Here is a 19,525-nt window from a genome sequence, read left to right as displayed (position 1 = left end):
CGGCAGCAAGAGTCCTTTCTCAATGCAGATTCGGTGCCTTGTCCAGCGTCTCATGGGAGGCGGCCACAACCTTTTCAATCAGGCCCTCCGGCAGCGGCTGCGGTTCCTCGCAGTGCTGCACGTACATCAGATATTCAATGTTGCCCTCGGGGCCCTTGATGGGCGAAAAATCCAGACCCGCGGGGGTAAAGTGGTTGGCCATTGCGTAGCCTTCGGCCATTTGCAGCACCTCGCGGTGAGTGGCGGGGTCACGCACAACGCCTTTTTTGCCTACTTTTTCGCGCCCGGCCTCAAACTGCGGCTTGACAAGGCAGACGCCGACGGCGTCCGGCGTGGTGATGGCATCTGCCACCGGGAAAATATGCTTGAGAGAGATAAAGGAAACATCGACGCTGAAAAACGCCACCGGCTCTGACAAGTCCTCAGGATTTACATTGCGGATGTTCGTTCTCTCCATATTGATAACGCGCTCGTCGGTGCGCAGGCTCCACGCCAGCTGGCCATAGCCGACATCCACCGCGTAGACCTTGACCGCACCGTTTTGCAGCATACAGTCGGTAAAACCGCCGGTCGACGCGCCGATATCCATACAGACCTTGCCGTCCGGGCGCATCGGAAAGACCTGCATGGCCTTTTCCAGCTTCAGACCGCCGCGGCTGACATAGCCGATGTCATGTCCGCGTACCTCAACTTTGGCATCGGGGGCAATCATCTCACCGGCCTTGTCCACCTTCTGCTCGTTCACAAAGACAATACCGGACATAATCAGCGCCTTGGCGCGCTCCCGGCTCTGCACCAGACCATTCTGGCACAGGTACTGATCCAGGCGAATCTTGCTCATGCCTGTTTCTCCTTTAAATAGTTCAGAATATCCCCGCAGAGGGCCGCTGCATCCAGCTGCTGGTCCTTGCGCAGCTCCGGCACATTGGCGTGGAGCAGATGGGAGTTGTCCACTGCGTGGAGCAGATACTTGCCCTGCCAGCCGCACTGCTGCATGGCAAAGCCGAGCTGCTCACCGATGCTGCCGGTGCGCACGGAATCCTCCGCAAAGAGAATCGTGTCGTACGCCTTCAGCGTATCGCACAGCCCCTCCGGCAGCGGATAAATCTGGGTCAGCTTGATGCAGTCAGACTGCAGGCCGCGCTGGGCCAGCAAATCCTTGGCGGCAATAATCTCCTCCGTCTCGGCACCATAGCTGACAAGGGCAATTCTGGCACCCCCTGCAGGCTCCAGAACGTCATAGCGTGCACCGGTACAGGGCAGCGCCGCAAGGGCAGGCTTTTCCTCGCCGCGTGCATAGCGGATGGCGCGGGGGCCGCGAGCCTCGCGTACAAGATAGGTCAGCCAGTAGCGCAGTTCTGCATAGTTGGACGGTGCAAAAACCGGAATGTTGACGTTGGAGAAGAAGGCTACATCATAGATGCCCTGATGGGTTGCACCGTCACCGGGCACAAGGCCCGCACGATCCACAGCAAACAGAACATCCAGCTGCATCAGGTTGACATCGTGGATAATCTGATCATAGGCACGCTGGAAAAATGTGGAATAGATAGCAACAACCGGCAAAAGGCCCTGGCTGGCAAGACCTGCCGCAAAGGTGACAGCGTGTTCCTCCGCCATACCGACATCAAAGAAGCGGCCGGGGTGGCGGTGCTTGAAGAAATTCAGCCCGGTGCCGTATTTCATGGCGGCGGTAATGCCGCACAGACGCGGTTCATCATCGCCCAAATCAGCCAGTGCACAGCCGAATGTGGAGGAGAAGGAATCCTTCGGGGAAAGCTCTGGGTCAGTCAGGTGGTTCAGGTCGATGGAGGAAACCGCGTGGAACTCGCCGGGGTTTTCCTCGGCCGGCTTCAGGCCGCGGCCCTTCTGGGTTACAATGTGCAGGAACACAGGGGCATACTGCTCCCGGAGGTTCGTGAGCGTATGGGTCAGCATATCCACATCGTGGCCGTCCACCGGGCCGATGTACTGGAAGCCCATCTCCTCAAACATGGTGGATTTGTAGATGCCGCGGCGAATCAGTTGCTTGCCGCCCTGCAGCACCTTCACCAGCGCATCACCCGCCACGGGAATCCGCTCCAGCGTTGTTTCCATATGGGCCTTGGCGTGGGAATATTTCGGGTCGGTGCGCAGCTTGGTCAGATAGTTTGCCATCTGGCCGACATTTTTGGAAATGGACATCTTGTTGTCATTCAGTATGACAATGAGGTTGTTCAACTTGCTGACGTTGTTCATGCCCTCATAGACCATACCGCCTGTGAAGGCACCGTCACCGATGATGACCACAACCTTGCCCGGCTCATTCTTGAGCTTTTTGGCGCGGGCCACGCCGATAGCGGTAGACAGCGCCGCGCTGCCGTGACCGGCAATGAAGGCGTCGCAGTCGCTCTCCTTCGGGCTGGGAAAGCCCGAAATACCGCCCTTGCGGCGCAACTGGGCAAAGCCCTCCCTGCGGCCGGTCAGGAGCTTGTGGGTATAGCACTGGTGGCCGACATCAAACAGCAGCTTGTCCTGCGGAAAATCCAGCACGCGGTGCAAGGCAACCGTCAGTTCCACAACACCGAGATTGGAGGACAGATGGCCGCCGGTCTCGGAAACGCTCTTGATAAGGAACTGCCGGATTTCCTCGCACAGGGCGGGCATATCGGACATAGGCAGATTTTTTATTTCTCCGGGCGCATTGATACGCTCCAGCAAGGGATAGCTCATATATGCACCTCGTTTTATACCATCGGCATAACGAAGCCCAGCAAAGTGCCGAGCGCCGCGCCGGTCAAGACTTCAATCGGCGTATGGCCGACCATTTCCTTCAGCTTTTTGCCGTGGGGGAACTGTGCAAAGCCCTGATCCACCCACTCGTTGAACATACGGTTCAGCAGCTTGGCCTGCTCGCCGGTTTCGTACCGCACGCCCATGGCATCGTACATGACAATGATGGACAGCACAGCCGCAATGGCAAAGGTCGGGGAACTGACGCCGCAGTAACGCCCGGTGGCAACCACCATCGCACAGACGGTGGCAGAGTGAGAGCTGGGCATACCGCCTGCGCCCCACATACGCTCTGCAATAAAGCGATGGAAGATGAAAAGATTCAGCAGTACCTTGATAAGCTGGGCCAGCAGCGATGCACAGACCGCCGTGACCAGCACGAAATTCCAACTCAGCGCAGCGCGCAGCAGTGGCATAGGAATCACATCCTTATTTCTTACGTTCCAGCAGCTCTGCAGCCATCAGGCGCAGAAAATCTGCCCGGGGGCCAAGCGCATCCAGCGCGGCCAGCGCTGCGGCGTTGTGGTGCTCGGCTTTTTCGTGTGCACCCTGCAGGCCGTACAGCGTGATAAAGGTGGTTTTGTCATTGTCGGCATCGCTGCCCACAGGCTTGCCCAACTCTTCCGTGGTGGAGGTGACATCCAGAATGTCATCCACAATCTGGAAAACCAGACCTACCTCGGCCGCATAGCGCACCAGTGCCCGGCGTGCTTCATCATCGGGGCGAACACCCGCGGCGGCACAACCAAGCTCCACGGCGGCAATGATGAGCGCACCGGTCTTGTGGGCGTGCAGCGCCAGAAGCTCCTGCTCGTTGGCGCGCACAGTCTCAAAATGCTTATCCAGCTCCTGCCCGTAGAGCATACCGCGGTCACCGCCGCCCTTGGCCAGCAGCTGTACAGCCTCCACCCGGCTCTCGGCGCTGCAGGTAGCGTTGGCAATCGTCTCAAAAGCCGCCGTGACAAGGGCATCGGCAGCCAGCAGCGCGGTGGCCTCGCCAAACTGCTTGTGGCAGCTGGGGCGGCCGCGGCGGAAATCATCGTTGTCCATGCAGGGTAGGTCATCGTGAATCAGAGAGTAGCAGTGCAGCATTTCCAGCGCACAGGCATAGTCCAGCGCATCGGCGGCGTCTGCCCCGCAGAGGGCGCAGGCAGCCAGCGTCAGCACGGCGCGCACGCGCTTGCCGCCGCCCAGCAGGCTGTAACGGGCTGCCTGCCCCAGCTCGGACTGCGCGGGCAGATAGGCGTCGCACAGCTCGGCCAAGCGCTGCTCTGTCAGCTGTGCCCAGGCAGAAAATTGATGCTTATAGTCCTCAGGCTTCATGGGAAACCTCCGCATCCGGGGCAAGGCTGGCGTCAATCTCCTCAATCTGCAGCTTAGCCTTGTCCAGTGTCGTATTACAATAGTGTATCAGCCCGGCGGCTTCCGCATACAGCTTGACGGAATCCGCCAGCGGCGTGGTCTCATCCTGCAGCTGACTCAACAGGCCCTGCAGGCGGTTCATGCCCTCCTCAAAGGATTTAGGCTGCTTCATCGGGTATCACTCCCCTGTTTGATTTTCCGGAATGTGCACCGCTTCTATGCGGCAGTCGGCGGTGGCCCTTGCACCGCGCAGAGTGACGGCTTCGCCGGGGCACAGTGTCTCCACCGCGCAGGGCACGCCGCCCTTTTCCGCCAGCGTATAGCCGCGGGCCAGAACCGCGTAGGGACTCAGCGAGTCCGCCACAGACGCTGCGTGCTGCAGGCTGCGCTCGGCATCCTGCACGCGCTGCTGTGCCGCACGGCAGACGGCCTCCTGCATCCGGGCGAGCTCCTGCTCCCGGCGGGCCATCTGCTGGTGCTGGCGTTGCAAAATTTCCACAGCGGCCAGCTGGTTAAACCTATTATAGCATAAACTGCAGCGGTTCTGTATATTTTTTTGAATATTTTGCTGTAAAATGAATATTTTCTGCCGGAGCTCTGCCTGATCCGGCACGCACAGCTCGGCTGCGGCGGACGGCGTAGGAGCACGCAGGTCGGCCACATAGTCGAGAATTGAGGTGTCAATCTCATGCCCGACGGCAGAAACCACCGGCTTGCGGCAGGCTGCTGCAGCGCGGGCGATGCGCTCGGAGTTAAAGACCCACAAATCCTCCTTGCTGCCGCCGCCGCGGGTGATGAGAATCAGGTCGGGCCGGGGGTCACGGTCAAGTCGACGGATGCCCTCGGTAATGCTCTGCTCGGCTTCAATGCCCTGCACGTTCACCGGGGCCAGCAGCAGGCGCACCATCGGCCAGCGGCGGGCAATGACATTCTGCACATCCTGCCATGCGGCACCTGTCTTGCTGGTAACAACACCGATGCACCGCGGCACGGCAGGCAGCGGGCGCTTGCGCTCCGGCGCAAACAGCCCTTCGGCGTCCAGCTTTTTATACAGTGCGTCAAAAGCCATCTGCGCCGCACCGGCGCCAAACGGCTTCATATAATCGGCATACAGCTGGAACGCGCCGTCGCGCTCGTAAATCGTGGCGCGGCCATAGACAAGCACCAACATACCGTTCTGAGGTGCAAAGTTCAAAAGCTGCGCCTGGGAACGGAACATAACGGTCTTGATGGATGCGTTTTCATCCTTGAGCGTAAAATACAGATGGCCGCTTTTGTAATGGCGGGTGAAGCCGGAAATCTCGCCGCAGACAATCAGATCATTCAGCGGGTCGCACTGCGCCAGCACCTGCCTGGCCAGTCGGTTCAGGCTGGTTACATTGATGTAGTCGGCCATGCGCCACACTCCTCTGCCGCCAGAATCGAAATGCCAATGGCGTTGTCGCTGGCAAATTTGCCCGGCACAAAGTGGGCACCGGGTACACGGTTCGTCACATAGGTGCGGATTAAATCACTGCTCATAACGCCGCCCGCAAAGACTACGGGTAGACCGGGGTGCTCGGTCAGGGCGTTGTTTGCCATCCGCACCAGCGTTTCGCCTACGCAGAGCAGGCAATATTTGCAGACATAGGCGGCGGATTTTCCCTCGGCCAGCAGCTTCGTGCACTGGTTCTCCAGCCCGGACAGGCTGCAGGTCAGGCCGCGCACGCTGACCTTGGGGTGAACCTTCTCGGTACAGAGCGCCGCCTGCTCACTGACATAGACGCCCGCCGGGAAGGAATAGCCGAGCTTTACACCCAGTCTGTCCACAGCCTGCCCGGCATATAAGTCGCTGCTGGTGCCCAGCGGCGTGATGCTTTTGGCACCGCGGCATAACAGCAAATCGGTTGTGCCGCCGGAAACATGAAAAACCAGTGTTTCCTGCGCGAAAAATTCCGGCCTCCCGGTGGCGTACAGCGCGGCGGCAATGTGCCCTTGTTGGTGGGTCAGCTGGACAAGTGGCAGTCCGCGGGACAGCGCAAACGCGGTGGCAGCGCTGACGCCCGCCAGAAAACACGGCATATAGGAGCCCTCCACCGGGCGCGGCTTAGCGGAAACACCGACCGCCGCCACCTTTGTCAGGTCTGCCTTGCCGCTCAGCTCCTCCAGCATAGCGGGCAGAGCAGCCGTGTGGTGAAAGAGCGCATCGCTCTGCCGCAGGCCGAGCTGCCCTTCCTTGACGGGCAAAAACTTTTTGCAATCGCAAACAACCTCTCCGGCGTCTGTGTCAAACACTGCCAGAGAGGTTGCGTAATTGCTGGTGTCAATGCCCAGCGTCAGCATTGGGGTTCGGCGTTCTCGCCGCGCTCACGTGCGACAGCGCCCAGCAGGCCGTTGACGAACTGGTAATCCTCGTCAGCGCCGTATTTTTTCACAAGCTCCACAGCCTCGTTGATGGCAACGCCGGTTTTTTTCTCCTCGCCGTACAGCATCTCAGCCAGTGCCAGGCGCAGGGCCACAAGGCTCACGCGGGGCACGCGGGGCAGAGTCCAGCCCTTCAGGTGGGCGGTGATAATTTCGTCCAGCTCGGCGGCGTGGTCGTTCATAGCGGCCAGCAGCTGGTTGGCAAAGGCATCGGGGGCGGCGTGCTCCTCAACGGGCACGGTCGGCTCCTCGGGCTCAAAGGTGGCGGCAAAGGCCGTCAGAAAGGCCGTCTCGCGGGACTCGCGGCGGGTCAGCTTTTTCTCCATACGTTCTGTTCCTGTCTTTCCTTGATTCTCTTGGGTTTATTCCTTCTCAGCGGTGGCTTCGGTCAGGCCGACAACCAGCACATCCACGCGGGCTACGGTAATGCCGGTCATATTCTGGATTGCCTGCTTTACGTTCTCCTGCACCTTCTCGCACAGGGGCATAACCTTGCTGCCGTACACAACGGTGATATGCACCGTGACGGTGGCAATGCCATCCTCCATGACAACGGTAACCGGCTTCTGCAGGCCGGTGCGGCCCAGAAGCGAACGGACATTCTGGCTGGTGCCGGTGGCTACATCAGCAACACCGTCAACCTCCAGCGCGGCCAGCCGCGCAATTTTTGCAATGACCTCAGTCGAGATCTGTAAGCTGCCGCCGATGGTATTGTGTACATCCATAGTGTGTACCCTCCCGTTGCAAACGGCCATATGGCCATAGTTCTACCAATATGCTTTAGTGTACCACAAAACGGCACTGTTTGCAACAGAATGTTCAGTTATTTTACCTCTACAATGGTAATCCCCTGCGCGGTCAGCCCCTTGCACTGGCCCAAAAGGACATCGCGTATCCGGGTGACCTCCTCGGCGGTCAGGGCGTCGCTCTCGGTCATAACGGTCACGTTGGCCTTGCTGTCCTCCAGATTGACCACACAGTCTGCAAAGCCCTTGGCCTTGATGAGCGTTTCCAGTTTTGTTTCCAGTGTGATGTTATTGATGCGGGTGCTGAGCTCCTCCGTCAGCTGGGTTTTCTCCTCGGCGGTCAGCTTTGCATCCTTCAGGGATTTCTTCAATGTGTCCAGTGCCTCGTCCCGGGCCTTGCTGCGCGTCAAGCGGGCGGCCTCAAAAAACTCTGTGCCGGAGTCCTTGTTCACGCTGACAAGCTGCGCTTCGCCGTAGTTCTTGTCGGCGGTGTCGTCGGCGGCAGCCTCCGCATCGTCCGCTTCGGCAACGGTCTCCACGGCCAGCGGGTCGGTGATGGGAACGGCAGCTCCGGCGGAGGTTTCCACCGTGTCCGGCATCGTCAGCTCCGCCGGGGCATTGCGGGAAAAAGACCAGTTCAGGCAGATGGCGGCCCCCAGCGCCAGTGTCAGAACGGCGGCAGTCGCGCCGCGGCTTTTCAGATGGGCAGAGACTTGCTTCATTGGGTGTTCCTCCTCTTAATTGGTCGATGCCATTTTTGCAACGGTAATGTGGCTGGCGCCCAGACCGGTCAGCGCTTCCAGCAAGGCGGTCACCCGGCCTTGCACAGCGGCGCTTCCGCCACCCTCACAGACAACCGCTACGCCTAAGATGCGGGGCGTCTGCACAGTCTCCACAAGGCCGTCCGCCCTGCCACTGCCCAGCAACACATGGGTGGAGGAACCGTCACTGTCGGTATCGGTGGCGTAGACGCTCTCGCTGCCGGATTCCAGCGTGACCATGACCACGGCTTTGCCTGCCCCCTCCACGCGGGAAATCAGCGCGGTGAGGCGCTGCTCGAGCTGTGCGGCGTAGTCGGCGGTGCTCTCGCCCTGTACGGCGGGTGGCGCGGTGCTTTCCGCCGGAAGCCACGCGGAGACAGCCAGCAGAGCCAGCCCGGCCAGCCCCATCAGAACAAGCAGCTTTACCCGCTTTTGCTCATCCGCCAGCACAGCGCGCAGCCTTGCCGCCAGCGGGGTCCAGAACGCCCGGCCGGTCATGGGATTTCTCCTGCAAAGCACCACGGCAGAGTGCCCGCATTGACGGCAAGCAGGGCTTCGATGGCAGATTTGTCGCGGATATCCACCGGCGTGATGACACATACGCCATCCTGCCAGCTGACAGCGGCGTTTATACCGGCGCTCTGCAGAACCTCGCGCACCGCCTCCACCGAGGCCGTCAGCGCCAGCTCGCGGCGGTAGGAAGAATAATCCGGGAGGTCTTGTGCATCGGTGGGCAGACTGCGCAGCTCCTGTGCTACACCGGCCCAGTCAAGGCCGCGCACCATCTGCACACCTGCTGTTATAATATACAGCGCCAGCACCGCATTTATGACAGGCTTGAAGCTGTTGTCTGGCCAGAAAAGTCGCACCATGCCCGCCAGAGCTGACAGAACACAGCACCCCAGTGCCAGATGACGCAGTGAAGTCATGCAAAGCCTCCGTTTCCTGCCAACAGCAGCAGCGCCGTGGACAGAAAGGTGATGAAAAAATAGAGCGCCAGCACCGACCCGCAGAGCCGCGTGCCCTCAAAATAGAGGCGGCAGAGCCGTGCGCAGGGCGTCTGCCCCACCGCCGCGGCCAGCAGCCCCGCCGCCGCAAAGCAGAGCGCATAGGCCATGCTCTGCACAAACACCGGGACAAACATAGCCGCCAGCGCCAGCAGTGCCGCCAGCGCAAGGGAGCCCTTCAGCAGCTGCAGGGCTGCCGCGGCGCCGGTCAGGGCGGCTGCGGCAGCATCCCCCACCACCGGGATAGCCCCCTGCAGAAGGCTTTTCCCAGTGCGCAGGGCGGCATTATCCACAGTGGCGGCCAGTGCGTTCTGCAGCCCCAGCACAAGGCTGAACAGCGCGGCACAGAGCTTTAACAGCCAGCTTATACAGCGGGCAAACAAGGACGCGGCGTCCGAAAGCCCTGCACCGCCCCACAGACACGCACAGACGGAAATGCAAAAGTAAATCTGTAAAATGGGCAGAAGGATGTTTTGTGCCAGCGCTGCCAGAAAGCCGGACATGGCAAAGAACATTCCGCTGTAGACAAGCGCCCCGGAGGTCTGCCCGCCTGCCGCGGCAAGGCCGCTGAACACCGGCACAAAGCTGGTCAGATAGGTGCGGCAGTCCTGCGCCGTGCTGCCCACAAGGGTGGTCAGCTGCATGGCAGTGGAAAGACTGAGCGAGCCGAAGCCCAGCACAGACAGAATTTCGGCGTAGGCGCTGTAGGGTCTGCCTGCCAGCAGCCCCAGCAGCCCGGCCAACAGCAGATACCCGGCGGACTGTGCCGCAAAGTGCAGCGCGGGCCGGAAACCGCTGACGGCCCACTCCCCCAGCCTGTCCAGCACGTCAGTCAGCGTCCACCCGGCGGCATCGGCGGCATCGGCGGCAGAAACGCCACTTTCGTCGATGAGCTCCTGCGCGGCCTTGGGAAGCTCGTCCGCAAGGGCGGGCGGCGGCAGCGCTACCAGAAGCATCACTGCAAGTAGTCCGCAAAGGAGCTTAGCAGGCTTTGCAGCAGCGGCAACGCCTGCAGCAGTGCCAGCACCCGGCCGCAGAGCTCTACCGCACCGGCCGCGGCGGTCAGCCCGGCCTCCTTGCAGGTGTCGGCGGCAAACTGGGCCACCAGTGCAATGCCCAGCGCCTGCAGCAGAGCCGCCGGGCTCTGCCCTTGAAAATAGCCGTCCAGCGTGCGCAGCCAGTCCAGCAGGGGCTGCAGCTGGCGCACCACCACAGCCAGCAGCCCGGCCGCGGTGCAGACGGAAACCAAAAATGCGAAAGCGGGCTGGTCCTTTTTTAAAATCAGAATCAGCACGGCGGCCACAAACACCGCCGCCGCGAGCTTGCACAGCAAAATCATGGCTCATAGCTCAAACAGCGCTTTGATAAGCACAAACAGGTCACTGATCTGCCGCACAAGCATTGTCAGCACTACAATCAGCCCGGCAAGGGTGGTCATCATGGCCTGATCCTCCCGGCCGGAACGGATGAGCAGCTGGTTCAGAACAGCCACAATGATGCCGGTGGCGGCAATTTTAAAAACAAGGTCGATGTCCATGCGGCACTCCTTACCACAGCAGAATGGCGGCCATTGCGCCTAGGCAGCCGCCCAGCCGCGGCCACAGCTGGCGGGCTTTGCGGCAGTGCGCGGCCTGAACGGCTGCTTCCTCCTCACACAGGGCGGACAGGCGGCGCAGGGCGGCACAGGCGGTCTGGCGCGGGGATTCCTCTGCCGCAGCCAGCGCAGCGCAAAGCTCGCCCTGCAGTGTGCGCGGCAGACTGGGCGGCAGTGCCAGCTGGGAGAGTGCCTCCGCCCCCGCCGGGCAGAACGGCGCAAAGGCTGTGCAGCGTGCCGCCCGGTACAGTAGCTCCGGCCCGGCCAATGCCTGCGCTTCCAGCAGGTCGGCCAGATAGCCGAGCAGCCGCGCAAAGCTATGCGTCTGCTGCTGCCTTTTGGCAAGCCGGGCTGCTGCCGCCCAGCCACCGCCGGCTCCGGCCAGCGCCAGAAGAAGGCTGCCAATCGCACGCAGCATCACAGCGCTACCCACTCGGCTACCTTGCCCGGCTGGGCACGCCCGGCAAGGAACGCTGCTCTGCCAAAGGCACCGGTGTCCAGCAGAGCCGCCAACTGCGGCTTTTTGCGTAGCCCCGCCGGGGTGTCACAGTGTGCTGTGGCAAAAAAGACAACCCCCGAGGCTAGCCCACGGGCCACAGCTTGCGCATCACCGGGGGTGCCCAGCTCGTCACAGAAAATATACTGCGGGTTCATACAGCGCAGGGCCATGGCGATGCCCTCCGCCTTGGTGCAGCGGGCGTAGATGTCGCAGCGTATCTGCGCAGCGCGGGGCAGGCTGCCGGTTTCGCAGGCCATCAGCTCCCCACGCTCGTCTATGACGCTGACGAGTGCATCACTCTCGCACAGGTGTTGTATCATCGAACGCAGTAAGGTGGTCTTGCCGCTGCCCGGCGGGCCTGCCAGCAAAAGACCGCCCGCGGAGGTATGTAGTGCGCTTTCCAATTCGGGCGGCAGCGGGCAGGTCAGCCAGCGGGCAACGCGCAGATTCAGCGAGGTAACTGCCGCAAAGCCGCCCGGCCCGCGGCAGCCCGCCACCCCAACGCGGCAGCCGCCCTGTATGGTAAAGTAGCCCTGCTTCAGTTCCTCCTCATAGGCATAGACCGAACGGCGGCAGAGCTGCAAAAAGCAGCTGCGCAGCGCTTCGCTGTCAACAACGGTGGGTAGCCCCGCGCCGGGCAGTAACTTTGCGGCGGGGCACAGCCGCCCGCCAACCGTAAACTGCACCGGCTGGCCCAGCCGCAGGCGTATTTCCTGAACGTGCGGCGCATAGTGCGCATTCAGCTTTGCCAGCGGCGTGCGCAGGGCGGGCGGCAGACTATCCAGAATGTGGTAATACTCGTCCATCGTTTGTCACCTCACACTGCAACTGTATGCCGTCAGTATGGCGGGTAGAACAAAAAAAACAGGAACACCCCGGTGAAAGGGTGTTCCTGTTGAAAGCATACTATCAGCCTTGTGCGTTGTTGTCCGCAATCAGCTTATACAGTCCGGCCTCGTCCAGCACAGGGATGCCGAGGGTCTGCGCCTTGGTCAGCTTGGAGCCGGCAGCCTCACCGGCCACCACATAGCTTGTCTTTTTGCTGACAGATCCTGCCGCCTTGCCGCCGTTCTGGGTGATAAGCGCCTCGGCCTCCTGACGGGAAAGCGTCGGCAACGTCCCGGTCACAACCAGCGTCATACCGGCTAGCGCCGTGCCCTTTTTCTCGCCGGTCCACTGCATATTCACACCGTCACGCTCCAGCCGGTGCAGTAGGTCAGTGGTGCCGTCCTTGGCAAAAAATTCAAGCACGCTCTGCGCCATAACCTCGCCAAAGCCGTCAATCTCACACATCTGCTCTGCGGTGGCGTTGCGCAGGGCGTCCATACTGCCGAAGTGCTCGCCCAGCAGTGCGGCGGCCTTATCGCCGATGTTGCGGATGCCAAGGCCGAAAATCAGCTTGTCGAGGTTGTTGCGCTTGGAGCTCTCGATGGCGTTGAGCAGATTCTGGGCGCTCTTCTTTTTGAATTTATCCAGCGTCAGCAGCTGCTCCTCGGTCAGGGTGTACAGGTCGGCCACCGTGCTGACAAGCCCCTTGTCGATGAGCTGCACAGCCACGGCCTCGCCCAGTCCGTCGATGGCCATTGCATTGCGGGAGGCAAAATGGATAAGGTTGCGCAGGCTCTGCGCCGGGCACTCGGGGTTGACGCAGCGCAGGGCGGTCTCGTCCTGCAAATGCACCACCGGCGCACCGCAGCTGGGGCAGACGGTGGGCATGGTAAAGGGCTTGCTGCCCGGCAGATGGGCCGACACGCCGATAACCTCCGGGATGATGTCCCCCGCCTTGCGCACCTTGATGGTATCGCCGATACCGACGCCTAAGCTGGCAATGATATCGCCGTTGTGCAGGCTGGCGCGGGCAACGCTGGTGCCTGCCAGAAAAATCGGGTCAAATACGGCGGTCGGCGTCAGCACGCCGGTGCGGCCCACCGTGACCTCAATATTGCGGACGACGCTCTCTTTGACCTCGGGCGGGTATTTGAAGGCGATGGCCCAGCGCGGAAACTTGTTGGTGCTGCCCAGCGTCCGGCGCGCGGCCAGATCGTTGACCTTGATAACAGCGCCGTCAATGTCAAATTCCAGCGTGCCGCGTGCCTCGCCGATGGCTTGAATCTCCTGAATGGCGTCCTCAATGTTCTCAAACACGCTGTACCGCGGCGAGACCGGGAAGCCCAGTGACTTGATGTAGTCCAGTGTCTCGTGGTGGGTCTTGAAGGTACGACCCTCACACTGCTGCAGATTGAACACAAAGATGGAGAGCCCGCGCCCGGCGGTGATGCGGGCGTCCTTCTGGCGCAGAGAGCCCGCCGCAGCATTGCGGGGGTTCTTGAAGGGCGTTTTGTCCTCCAACTCCTGCTGCTCCTTCAGCTTGAAAAAGGCAGAGTGCGGCATATAGACCTCACCGCGAACCTCCAGAAAATCCGGTGCATCGGGCAGTTCATGCGGGATGTCCTTGATGGTCATAATGTTCTCGGTCACGTCCTCACCCACAACGCCGTCACCGCGGGTGGAGCCGCGCACAAGCTGGCCCATGCGGTATTCAAGGCTGACCGACAGGCCGTCAATTTTTGCCTCCACCACATATTCCGGTTTGATGCCTGCCTCCCGCACACGTGCATCAAATTCCCGCAGCTCCTCAAAGGAGAAGGCGTCCTGCAGGCTTTCCATCTTGACAGCATGGGTGACCTTGCTGAATTTGCTGCTGGCCGTGCCGCCAACGTGCTGTGTGGGCGAAGATGCCGTGACCAGCTCGGGGTATTCGGCTTCGATGGCCTTCAGCTCACGGTTTAGGGCGTCATACTCGAAATCCTCCAGCTCGGGGGCGTCCTGGTCGTAATAAAGGCGGTTGTTTTTCTCTATGATGACGCGCAGCTCCTCTGCGCGCTTGCGTGCCTGCTCTAATTCCATTTTGGTCCACTCCGTTTATTGGATTCATTTCAGTATACCACACTCGGGGGTAAAAATTCAATCAAAATCCGCAGCGTAGGCGTTCGGCGTGCCGCCGCGGATGAAAAGGCTGGCCAGCGGGTACTCGGTTTCAACGGTCAGCGTAGCGGTGCTGCCGTCCAGAATCATATTGACTGTGACCGAAAGCTGTAAAACGGCGCTGTAGCGGGTTGTGTTGATGGAGAGTGACTCTGTGTATTCGCGGATACTTCCCTGTACATACCCGCGTGGTTGGATTGAAACCCTCCAGCCGGGGCCCAGACCGCTGAGCAGAGAGTTGTTTGTCAGGCTGCCGAAGGGCACACGGTAGGCAGTCTCCGGCAGGGCGTTCATCTGTGCCTGCACGGCACTGACAAGCTGTGTCTGCACAGCCCCGGCGGCTGCGGCGTTCAGGCTGACAAGCTGGTCAGTCTGAACGAACAGCTCCGCGCAGAGGGATGGCGAACGCTGAAGCTCTGCCGCTACAGCCTGATTGACGGCCTGCACGGTGGCGGCACGCGCTTCGTACTCTGCCAGCTGGTGCAGTGTGGGCTTGACCGTGGTGTTGACATAGCGGTTCAGTGCAAGACCGCCCGCCAGCACCGCCGCGGCCAGCAGCAGCGCAAGGGCGCGCAGCCGGGCCCGGTGCCTGCCCGCAACTGTACAGCGCCGCATACAACCACCCCCGGCGCATACTATGCAAAACCGCCCCGGAGCGTTAAGCTCCGGGGCGGTGATGGCTTTAGGTGTAATTATTTGAAGTAGCGGTCGAGCAGGCCCTGCATACCGCGGCCGTGGCGGGCCTCGTCCTTAGCCATCTCATGTACGGTGTCATGGATAGCATCGAGGTTCAGCTCCTTGGCCTTCTTGGCCAGATCCATCTTGCCGGCGCAGGCGCCGCACTCGGCGTCAACACGCATCTGCAGGTTCTTCTTGGTGCTGTCGGTCAGAACCTCGCCCAGCAGCTCTGCAAACTTGGAAGCGTGCTCGGCCTCCTCAAATGCGTAGCGCTTCCATGCCTCGGCGATTTCGGGATAGCCCTCGCGGTCAGCAACGCGGCTCATGGCCAGATACATACCGACCTCGCTGCACTCGCCGTTGAAGTTCTCGCGCAGGCCCTGCTTGATTTCCTCGGGAACGTCCTTTGCGATGCCGACAACGTGCTCAGTCACGTAGGTGTTGTCCTTCTTCTCAATGAACTTGGATGCCGGGGCCTTGCAGACCGGGCAGAACTCAGGGATGGAACCCTCTGCGATATAACCACAAACGGTGCAAACATACTTAGTCATAAGAATTGCCTCCTGTTATTTTGTAATTGCTCCTAGGACACATTCCTGTGTCGATGGCTATATTATACGGCATACAAATGCAAATGTCAATAGGGAAAATAAAATTTTTAAGAAAGAATCTTATTTTTTGAAAGGACTGCCCGGGCACTGCTCTCCTGCTGTGCCCGGTAGGGCTGCAAACAGTGCTTTCGCCAGCGTACAGCTGATCCCGCCCACAAGCAGCCCGGCGGCCAGCAGAATGGGCGCATAGGCCAAAGCCATTCTGCTGGACAGGATAACCGCCGCCCCGGCCAGCTGGCCAAGGTTGTGTGCCAGTGCAGAGCAGGCACAGAAGATATAGCTGCTGACCGGCAGATGGAGCAGCACCAGCATAACGGCCAGTGAAAGCGCACCGCCACACAGCGAGAGAAAGCCTGCGGTCGCGCCGCGGGTCAGAAAGGCGAACAGCGCCTTAAGCACCACCAGCAGCACGGCTGTGCGGGTGCGCAGGAACAGCAGCGCGTACATGACAACAATATTGGAAAGCCCCAGCTTTATGGCGGGCATAAGCCCCAGCAAGGGCGATACCAGCGATTCGAGATAGCTAAACGCAATGGCCAGCGCAAAAAGCATCCCGGTCAAGGCGGTTTCCCGCGCCTTTTTACTGCGCATGGATGAACTCCTCCCCTTTGAATGGATTGCTTTGAGTGTACCTACCGGGGCGGGGTTTGTCAAGGCATAAAAAATTAACATATTTCCAAGCGGAAAATACACGCCGCCGACTTGAAAAAGCGGGCAAAATAGTGTATTCTAATACTGTATCAGGCAAGAGGGAAAACTATGCCCGTGCGTGAGGATAAGTACGATTCATGTAAGAATATATAATAAGGAGAACATCAACCATGAAAAAACTGATTCCTGTTATTTTGAGCTGCGCTCTGCTGCTGGCCGCCTGCGGTTCCTCCAACAGCAGCTCTACGGCTGCAAGCGAAAGCACCGCAGCCTCCGAGAGCTCCTCCGCATCGGAAGCTGAGGCCATCGGCGGTGCGGACGGCACGACCGATATCGTCATCAGCGACAGCGCTGAGGAAGCCAACACCGCCAATCTGGATGCAGCTGTTTCCGCAATCGAGGCCGTGAACCCCATTGCCAACCCGCGTGCACTGGATGATTTCTCGGTTGAGAATGAGCTGATGCTGACGATGGACAACCTTGTCGGCTACAAGGGCGATGTCACCAACGATCAGGCGGACTGCGGCCTTGTGTTTGTGGCACAGGCCAAGGACGGTCAGGTTGACGCTGTGAAGGCAGAGCTGGAGGCCTACAAGGAGAGCTTGTCCGCCAATGACCTGTATGCTGAGTTTGCAGACAAGGTCGCGCTGGCAAAGGATGCCCGCATCGTGACCAACGGCAACTACGTTGCTATTGTCATTGCCGGTATCGCCAACCCCGACTACTCTGCCATCGACACGGCTCTGGAGACGGCGCTGAACTTCTGATTTTCCCTGTACTAGCAGGCCGCTGCCGTTCGGCAACGGCCTTTTTTGATAAAATTTCAAAGAAAGGGAGTCCGCAATGGTTTTTAACAGCGTGGTGTTCCTGTTCTGCTTCCTGCCGCTATCCCTGTTGCTGTATTATCTGGTGCCCGGCCGCGCCAAAAATGCAGTGCTGCTGGCAGAAAGCCTCGCCTTTTACTGCTGGACAGGCATAGAATTCCTGCCGCTGATTGCGGTGCTGATAGTCTTTAACTATCTGTGCGCACTGGTGACGGCAATGGCTAGGGGCAGACTGCGCGGGCTGCTTCCGGTGGTGTCTGTGGTGGTCAATCTGGGGGTGCTGGTGTATTTCAAGTACGCCAACTTCCTGATTGACACGCTGAACCAGATTGGACATTTCGGCATCGCATCGCTGAGCCTTGGCACGGTGCTGCCGCTGGGAATAAGCTACTACATCTTTAAAATCATCAGCTATGAGGTCGATGTGTACACCGGCAAAATTGCGCCGGAGAAAAACTTTGTGACCTTTGCGGTGTATGTCCTTTTCTTCCCGCAGCTGATTGTGGGTCCTATTGTCAAATACCGTGAAATGGCCGACCAGCTGCATGATGCGGCAAACCGCTGCACGCTGGCAAGGGCCGAGCGCGGCGCAGAAATGTTTGTGTTCGGTCTGGCCAAAAAGGTCATATTGGCGGATTCCATCGGCGCACTGTGGACGGATATCATCGGTGCGGGCGGCGTAGGGCTGGTCAACGCCTCTACCCCGCTGGCGTGGCTGGGCATTATCGCATACAGCCTACAGCTCTACTTTGACTTTGCCGGCTACAGTGAGATGAGCAACGGTCTGGCGGCCATGCTTGGCTTTGACTGCCCGGCCAACTTTAATCTGCCGTATATTTCTGCCAGCATTACAGAATTCTGGCGGCGCTGGCATATGACGCTCTCCGGCTGGTTCCGGGACTATATTTATATCCCAATGGGCGGCAACCGCAAGGGCCCTGCACGCCAGCTGTTCAATATGTTTCTGGTCTGGGCGGCTACCGGTATCTGGCACGGTGCCAGCTGGAACTTCATCGCGTGGGGGCTTTACTACTTTGTGCTGCTCACGATTGAGAAAAACTTCCTGATGAAGTACCTAAAGAAGGGCAAGGTCTGGCCGCATCTGTATACGCTGTTCTTTGTGGTGCTGGGCTGGGGCATTTTCACGGCAAACCAGCCCGGCGCACCGCTGGGGCTTTTGCTGCAAAAGCTGTTTGTACTGCAGGGCGGTATCTCGCCGCTGTATTATCTGCGCAACTACGGCGTTCTGCTGGTGCTGGGCTGTGTCTGCTCGTCCGCCCTGCCGCGCTGGCTGTGGGAAAAAATCAACCGTAATACCGCAGCAAAACTGATAGTATTCGCTGGCACAATAGTAATCTCTGTCTGCTATGTGGTGGCAGCCACCAACGCAACGGCACTGTATGCCAATTTCTGAGAGGGGGCGTGCTTGTATGGAAAAAAAGGTCGTGTACCGCAAAAATGGCGGCAAGCGCCGTGCGGGCTATCCGCTGCTGCTCCTCTGCGCGGTGCTGCTGTTCGGCTTCTCGCTGGTGAATATCCTGTGGCCCAAGCGCAGCCAGCTGGAGCTGGAAAACCGCAAGGCTGCCCAGCTCCCGGCGTTCAGTGTGCAGGCGCTGCTGGACGGCAGCTGGCAGAGTGGCTTTGCCCGCTGGATGCAGGACCAGTTCTCCTTCCGCGATGCGGCGGTCAACGCCGAGCGCGCTGTGGATGAGGTGCTGTTCCGCAAGGTGGAGGAAGGCGGTATCCTGCTGGGCAAGGACCGCTGGATGTTCACAAAGCTCTTTACGGTGGAGGATGCCACCCAGAAGCAGCTGGACAAAAACGTGCAGGCGGTCAGTGATTTTGCCGCCAACCACCCGGGCAAGGTCACCTTCCTGCTGGCACCGTCCGCCAGCGTCATCTACCCGGAGGAGCTGCCCGCGGGGGCCCCGATGGTGGATGAAAACGCGATGCTGGATGATATTTTTGCCAAGGTCGGCCAGACCGCCGCTGTGATTGACTTGCGGGAGGACTTTGCAAACCGGAAGGACGAGTACCTCTACTTCAAGACGGATCACCACTGGACAACCAACGGTGCCTACCGTGCGTATGAGCAGTTCTGCGCCCTGAAGGGGCTGACGCCCTTTGACCGCGACGCCCATGAGAGCGCAGATGTGATGGATTTTGAGGGTACGCATTACTCAGCAACGCGGCTGTGGAATGTGGCAAAGGATACCATCACCTATTACCCGCTGGACAGCCTGATGACGGTTTACAAAATCACTGGCGAGGCACAGTATGAGCCGGAGAAAACCGAAAATCTGGTAAATGCCGATAAATTCGCAACCCGCGATAAATATGCTGCTTTTCTGGACGGAAACAACGGCTATTCCACCATCGAGGGCCGCGGCACAGGCAGTATTCTGGTTGTGAAGGACAGCTACGCCAACAGCTTTGTGCCCTACCTGACGGAAAACTACGCGAAAATCGGTGTGGTGGATTTCCGCAATTTCAAGTATGGTCTGGATTCCACGATTGAAAAAGAGGGCTATGATGAGGTGCTGGTGCTCTACAACTTCCAGACCTTTATCGCCGATACGAACCTGATTTATATTTCCCGACCGTCAACGCTATAAGTGCTGTAAAAATGCCG

At 59.7% G+C, this 19,525-nt stretch carries 24 protein-coding genes; 3 read left to right on the top strand and 21 right to left on the bottom strand.

Going from position 1 to position 19,525, the window contains the following annotated elements:
- Positions 1–19: 19 nt before the first annotated feature.
- The 21 genes from NE623_RS01530 to NE623_RS01430 form a co-directional block, all read right to left on the bottom strand.
- Positions 20–841, bottom strand: a complete 822-nt coding sequence (locus tag NE623_RS01530; RefSeq protein ID WP_256270964.1) for a TlyA family RNA methyltransferase — start codon at positions 839–841, stop codon at positions 20–22.
- Positions 838–2,712, bottom strand: coding sequence for a 1-deoxy-D-xylulose-5-phosphate synthase (dxs, locus tag NE623_RS01525; RefSeq protein ID WP_256270965.1), 1,875 nt, complete (start codon positions 2,710–2,712; stop codon positions 838–840). The genes NE623_RS01530 and dxs overlap by 4 nt, the downstream gene beginning before the upstream one ends.
- Before the next feature lie 14 nt (positions 2,713–2,726).
- Positions 2,727–3,188, bottom strand: coding sequence for a divergent PAP2 family protein (locus NE623_RS01520; protein ID WP_256270966.1), 462 nt, complete (start codon positions 3,186–3,188; stop codon positions 2,727–2,729).
- 13 nt (positions 3,189–3,201) lie between these two features.
- Positions 3,202–4,095, bottom strand: a complete 894-nt coding sequence (locus tag NE623_RS01515; RefSeq protein ID WP_256270967.1) for a polyprenyl synthetase family protein — start codon at positions 4,093–4,095, stop codon at positions 3,202–3,204.
- Positions 4,085–4,306: an exodeoxyribonuclease VII small subunit gene (gene xseB / locus NE623_RS01510; RefSeq protein ID WP_256270968.1), complete on the bottom strand. Its 222-nt coding sequence runs from the start codon at positions 4,304–4,306 to the stop codon at positions 4,085–4,087. Before xseB ends, NE623_RS01515 begins: the two co-directional genes overlap by 11 nt.
- 6 nt (positions 4,307–4,312) lie before the next feature.
- Positions 4,313–5,530 (bottom strand): exodeoxyribonuclease VII large subunit, encoded by a 1,218-nt coding sequence (xseA, locus tag NE623_RS01505; protein WP_256270969.1) that lies wholly within the window; start codon positions 5,528–5,530, stop codon positions 4,313–4,315.
- The gene (locus tag NE623_RS01500; protein WP_256270970.1) at positions 5,509–6,456 is read right to left on the bottom strand and encodes a glycoprotease; all 948 of its coding nucleotides are present in this window, start codon (positions 6,454–6,456) and stop codon (positions 5,509–5,511) included. The genes xseA and NE623_RS01500 overlap by 22 nt, the downstream gene beginning before the upstream one ends.
- On the bottom strand, positions 6,450–6,863 hold the full coding sequence (nusB, locus tag NE623_RS01495; RefSeq protein WP_256270971.1) for a transcription antitermination factor NusB: 414 nt from the start codon (positions 6,861–6,863) through the stop codon (positions 6,450–6,452). Before nusB ends, NE623_RS01500 begins: the two co-directional genes overlap by 7 nt.
- Positions 6,864–6,899: 36 nt before the next feature.
- The gene (locus NE623_RS01490; RefSeq protein ID WP_256270972.1) at positions 6,900–7,262 is read right to left on the bottom strand and encodes an Asp23/Gls24 family envelope stress response protein; all 363 of its coding nucleotides are present in this window, start codon (positions 7,260–7,262) and stop codon (positions 6,900–6,902) included.
- A gap of 98 nt (positions 7,263–7,360) precedes the next feature.
- Positions 7,361–8,005, bottom strand: a complete 645-nt coding sequence (locus NE623_RS01485; RefSeq protein ID WP_256270973.1) for a SpoIIIAH-like family protein — start codon at positions 8,003–8,005, stop codon at positions 7,361–7,363.
- 15 nt (positions 8,006–8,020) lie between these two features.
- On the bottom strand, positions 8,021–8,542 hold the full coding sequence (locus tag NE623_RS01480; RefSeq protein ID WP_256270974.1) for a stage III sporulation protein AG: 522 nt from the start codon (positions 8,540–8,542) through the stop codon (positions 8,021–8,023).
- A complete protein-coding gene (locus NE623_RS01475) occupies positions 8,539–8,973 on the bottom strand; it encodes a hypothetical protein (protein ID WP_256270975.1) in 435 nt (144 codons plus the stop codon). Before NE623_RS01475 ends, NE623_RS01480 begins: the two co-directional genes overlap by 4 nt.
- The gene (locus NE623_RS01470; protein WP_256271234.1) at positions 8,970–10,007 is read right to left on the bottom strand and encodes a stage III sporulation protein AE; all 1,038 of its coding nucleotides are present in this window, start codon (positions 10,005–10,007) and stop codon (positions 8,970–8,972) included. The genes NE623_RS01475 and NE623_RS01470 overlap by 4 nt, the downstream gene beginning before the upstream one ends.
- Positions 10,007–10,390: a SpoIIIAC/SpoIIIAD family protein gene (locus NE623_RS01465; protein ID WP_256270976.1), complete on the bottom strand. Its 384-nt coding sequence runs from the start codon at positions 10,388–10,390 to the stop codon at positions 10,007–10,009. Before NE623_RS01465 ends, NE623_RS01470 begins: the two co-directional genes overlap by 1 nt.
- Before the next feature lie 3 nt (positions 10,391–10,393).
- Complete coding sequence (spoIIIAC, locus tag NE623_RS01460) at positions 10,394–10,588, bottom strand: stage III sporulation protein AC (RefSeq protein ID WP_215691991.1); 195 nt, start codon at positions 10,586–10,588, stop codon at positions 10,394–10,396.
- A gap of 10 nt (positions 10,589–10,598) precedes the next feature.
- Positions 10,599–11,063 (bottom strand): hypothetical protein, encoded by a 465-nt coding sequence (locus NE623_RS01455; RefSeq protein ID WP_256270977.1) that lies wholly within the window; start codon positions 11,061–11,063, stop codon positions 10,599–10,601.
- Entirely contained in the window at positions 11,063–11,950 is an 888-nt protein-coding gene (locus tag NE623_RS01450; protein ID WP_256270978.1) for an ATPase, T2SS/T4P/T4SS family, read from the bottom strand. The genes NE623_RS01455 and NE623_RS01450 overlap by 1 nt, the downstream gene beginning before the upstream one ends.
- A gap of 103 nt (positions 11,951–12,053) precedes the next feature.
- Entirely contained in the window at positions 12,054–14,051 is a 1,998-nt protein-coding gene (gene ligA, locus NE623_RS01445; RefSeq protein WP_256270979.1) for an NAD-dependent DNA ligase LigA, read from the bottom strand.
- A gap of 57 nt (positions 14,052–14,108) precedes the next feature.
- On the bottom strand, positions 14,109–14,744 hold the full coding sequence (locus NE623_RS01440; protein WP_256270980.1) for a sporulation protein YunB: 636 nt from the start codon (positions 14,742–14,744) through the stop codon (positions 14,109–14,111).
- A gap of 77 nt (positions 14,745–14,821) precedes the next feature.
- The gene (locus tag NE623_RS01435; RefSeq protein ID WP_078783802.1) at positions 14,822–15,358 is read right to left on the bottom strand and encodes an NADH peroxidase; all 537 of its coding nucleotides are present in this window, start codon (positions 15,356–15,358) and stop codon (positions 14,822–14,824) included.
- 120 nt (positions 15,359–15,478) lie between these two features.
- Positions 15,479–16,009: a Gx transporter family protein gene (locus tag NE623_RS01430; RefSeq protein WP_256270981.1), complete on the bottom strand. Its 531-nt coding sequence runs from the start codon at positions 16,007–16,009 to the stop codon at positions 15,479–15,481.
- Between the two features lie 230 nt (positions 16,010–16,239).
- Here NE623_RS01430 and NE623_RS01425 point away from each other — a divergent pair, with 230 nt between their 5' ends.
- The 3 genes from NE623_RS01425 (at position 16,240) to NE623_RS01415 (ending at position 19,508) form a co-directional block, all read left to right on the top strand.
- On the top strand, positions 16,240–16,836 hold the full coding sequence (locus NE623_RS01425; protein ID WP_256270982.1) for a DUF4358 domain-containing protein: 597 nt from the start codon (positions 16,240–16,242) through the stop codon (positions 16,834–16,836).
- Positions 16,837–16,912: 76 nt separating this feature from the next.
- Positions 16,913–18,307 carry an MBOAT family O-acyltransferase gene (locus tag NE623_RS01420; protein WP_256270983.1) on the top strand — a complete coding sequence of 465 codons (1,395 nt, stop codon included), beginning with the start codon at positions 16,913–16,915 and terminating at the stop codon, positions 18,305–18,307.
- A gap of 16 nt (positions 18,308–18,323) precedes the next feature.
- Entirely contained in the window at positions 18,324–19,508 is a 1,185-nt protein-coding gene (locus NE623_RS01415; protein ID WP_256270984.1) for a DHHW family protein, read from the top strand.
- Positions 19,509–19,525 lie beyond the last annotated feature (17 nt).

It is taken from the genome of Gemmiger formicilis, from assembly GCF_024462815.1.
Classification (GTDB): domain Bacteria; phylum Bacillota; class Clostridia; order Oscillospirales; family Ruminococcaceae; genus Gemmiger.
The sequence above is the reverse complement of the archived record's forward strand: the minus strand, read 5'-3'. Positions and strand labels throughout refer to the sequence as shown.

What these genes read in the sequence shown, in the direction of transcription:
- NE623_RS01415 (WP_256270984.1), top strand. Translation starts at nt 18,324, where the DNA reads ATGGAAAAAAAGGTCGTGTACCGCAAAAATGGCGGCAAGCGCCGTGCG.
- spoIIIAC (WP_215691991.1), bottom strand. Translation starts at nt 10,588, where the DNA reads ATGGACATCGACCTTGTTTTTAAAATTGCCGCCACCGGCATCATTGTG.
- NE623_RS01435 (WP_078783802.1), bottom strand. Translation starts at nt 15,358, where the DNA reads ATGACTAAGTATGTTTGCACCGTTTGTGGTTATATCGCAGAGGGTTCC.
- NE623_RS01480 (WP_256270974.1), bottom strand. Translation starts at nt 8,542, where the DNA reads ATGACCGGCCGGGCGTTCTGGACCCCGCTGGCGGCAAGGCTGCGCGCT.
- NE623_RS01420 (WP_256270983.1), top strand. Translation starts at nt 16,913, where the DNA reads ATGGTTTTTAACAGCGTGGTGTTCCTGTTCTGCTTCCTGCCGCTATCC.
- NE623_RS01430 (WP_256270981.1), bottom strand. Translation starts at nt 16,009, where the DNA reads ATGCGCAGTAAAAAGGCGCGGGAAACCGCCTTGACCGGGATGCTTTTT.
- ligA (WP_256270979.1), bottom strand. Translation starts at nt 14,051, where the DNA reads ATGGAATTAGAGCAGGCACGCAAGCGCGCAGAGGAGCTGCGCGTCATC.
- NE623_RS01425 (WP_256270982.1), top strand. Translation starts at nt 16,240, where the DNA reads ATGAAAAAACTGATTCCTGTTATTTTGAGCTGCGCTCTGCTGCTGGCC.
- dxs (WP_256270965.1), bottom strand. Translation starts at nt 2,712, where the DNA reads ATGAGCTATCCCTTGCTGGAGCGTATCAATGCGCCCGGAGAAATAAAA.
- NE623_RS01475 (WP_256270975.1), bottom strand. Translation starts at nt 8,973, where the DNA reads ATGACTTCACTGCGTCATCTGGCACTGGGGTGCTGTGTTCTGTCAGCT.
- NE623_RS01465 (WP_256270976.1), bottom strand. Translation starts at nt 10,390, where the DNA reads ATGATTTTGCTGTGCAAGCTCGCGGCGGCGGTGTTTGTGGCCGCCGTG.
- NE623_RS01490 (WP_256270972.1), bottom strand. Translation starts at nt 7,262, where the DNA reads ATGGATGTACACAATACCATCGGCGGCAGCTTACAGATCTCGACTGAG.
- NE623_RS01450 (WP_256270978.1), bottom strand. Translation starts at nt 11,950, where the DNA reads ATGGACGAGTATTACCACATTCTGGATAGTCTGCCGCCCGCCCTGCGC.
- NE623_RS01500 (WP_256270970.1), bottom strand. Translation starts at nt 6,456, where the DNA reads ATGCTGACGCTGGGCATTGACACCAGCAATTACGCAACCTCTCTGGCA.
- xseA (WP_256270969.1), bottom strand. Translation starts at nt 5,530, where the DNA reads ATGGCCGACTACATCAATGTAACCAGCCTGAACCGACTGGCCAGGCAG.
- NE623_RS01530 (WP_256270964.1), bottom strand. Translation starts at nt 841, where the DNA reads ATGAGCAAGATTCGCCTGGATCAGTACCTGTGCCAGAATGGTCTGGTG.
- NE623_RS01470 (WP_256271234.1), bottom strand. Translation starts at nt 10,007, where the DNA reads ATGCTTCTGGTAGCGCTGCCGCCGCCCGCCCTTGCGGACGAGCTTCCC.
- xseB (WP_256270968.1), bottom strand. Translation starts at nt 4,306, where the DNA reads ATGAAGCAGCCTAAATCCTTTGAGGAGGGCATGAACCGCCTGCAGGGC.
- NE623_RS01455 (WP_256270977.1), bottom strand. Translation starts at nt 11,063, where the DNA reads ATGCTGCGTGCGATTGGCAGCCTTCTTCTGGCGCTGGCCGGAGCCGGC.
- NE623_RS01520 (WP_256270966.1), bottom strand. Translation starts at nt 3,188, where the DNA reads ATGCCACTGCTGCGCGCTGCGCTGAGTTGGAATTTCGTGCTGGTCACG.
- NE623_RS01440 (WP_256270980.1), bottom strand. Translation starts at nt 14,744, where the DNA reads ATGCGGCGCTGTACAGTTGCGGGCAGGCACCGGGCCCGGCTGCGCGCC.
- NE623_RS01485 (WP_256270973.1), bottom strand. Translation starts at nt 8,005, where the DNA reads ATGAAGCAAGTCTCTGCCCATCTGAAAAGCCGCGGCGCGACTGCCGCC.
- NE623_RS01515 (WP_256270967.1), bottom strand. Translation starts at nt 4,095, where the DNA reads ATGAAGCCTGAGGACTATAAGCATCAATTTTCTGCCTGGGCACAGCTG.
- nusB (WP_256270971.1), bottom strand. Translation starts at nt 6,863, where the DNA reads ATGGAGAAAAAGCTGACCCGCCGCGAGTCCCGCGAGACGGCCTTTCTG.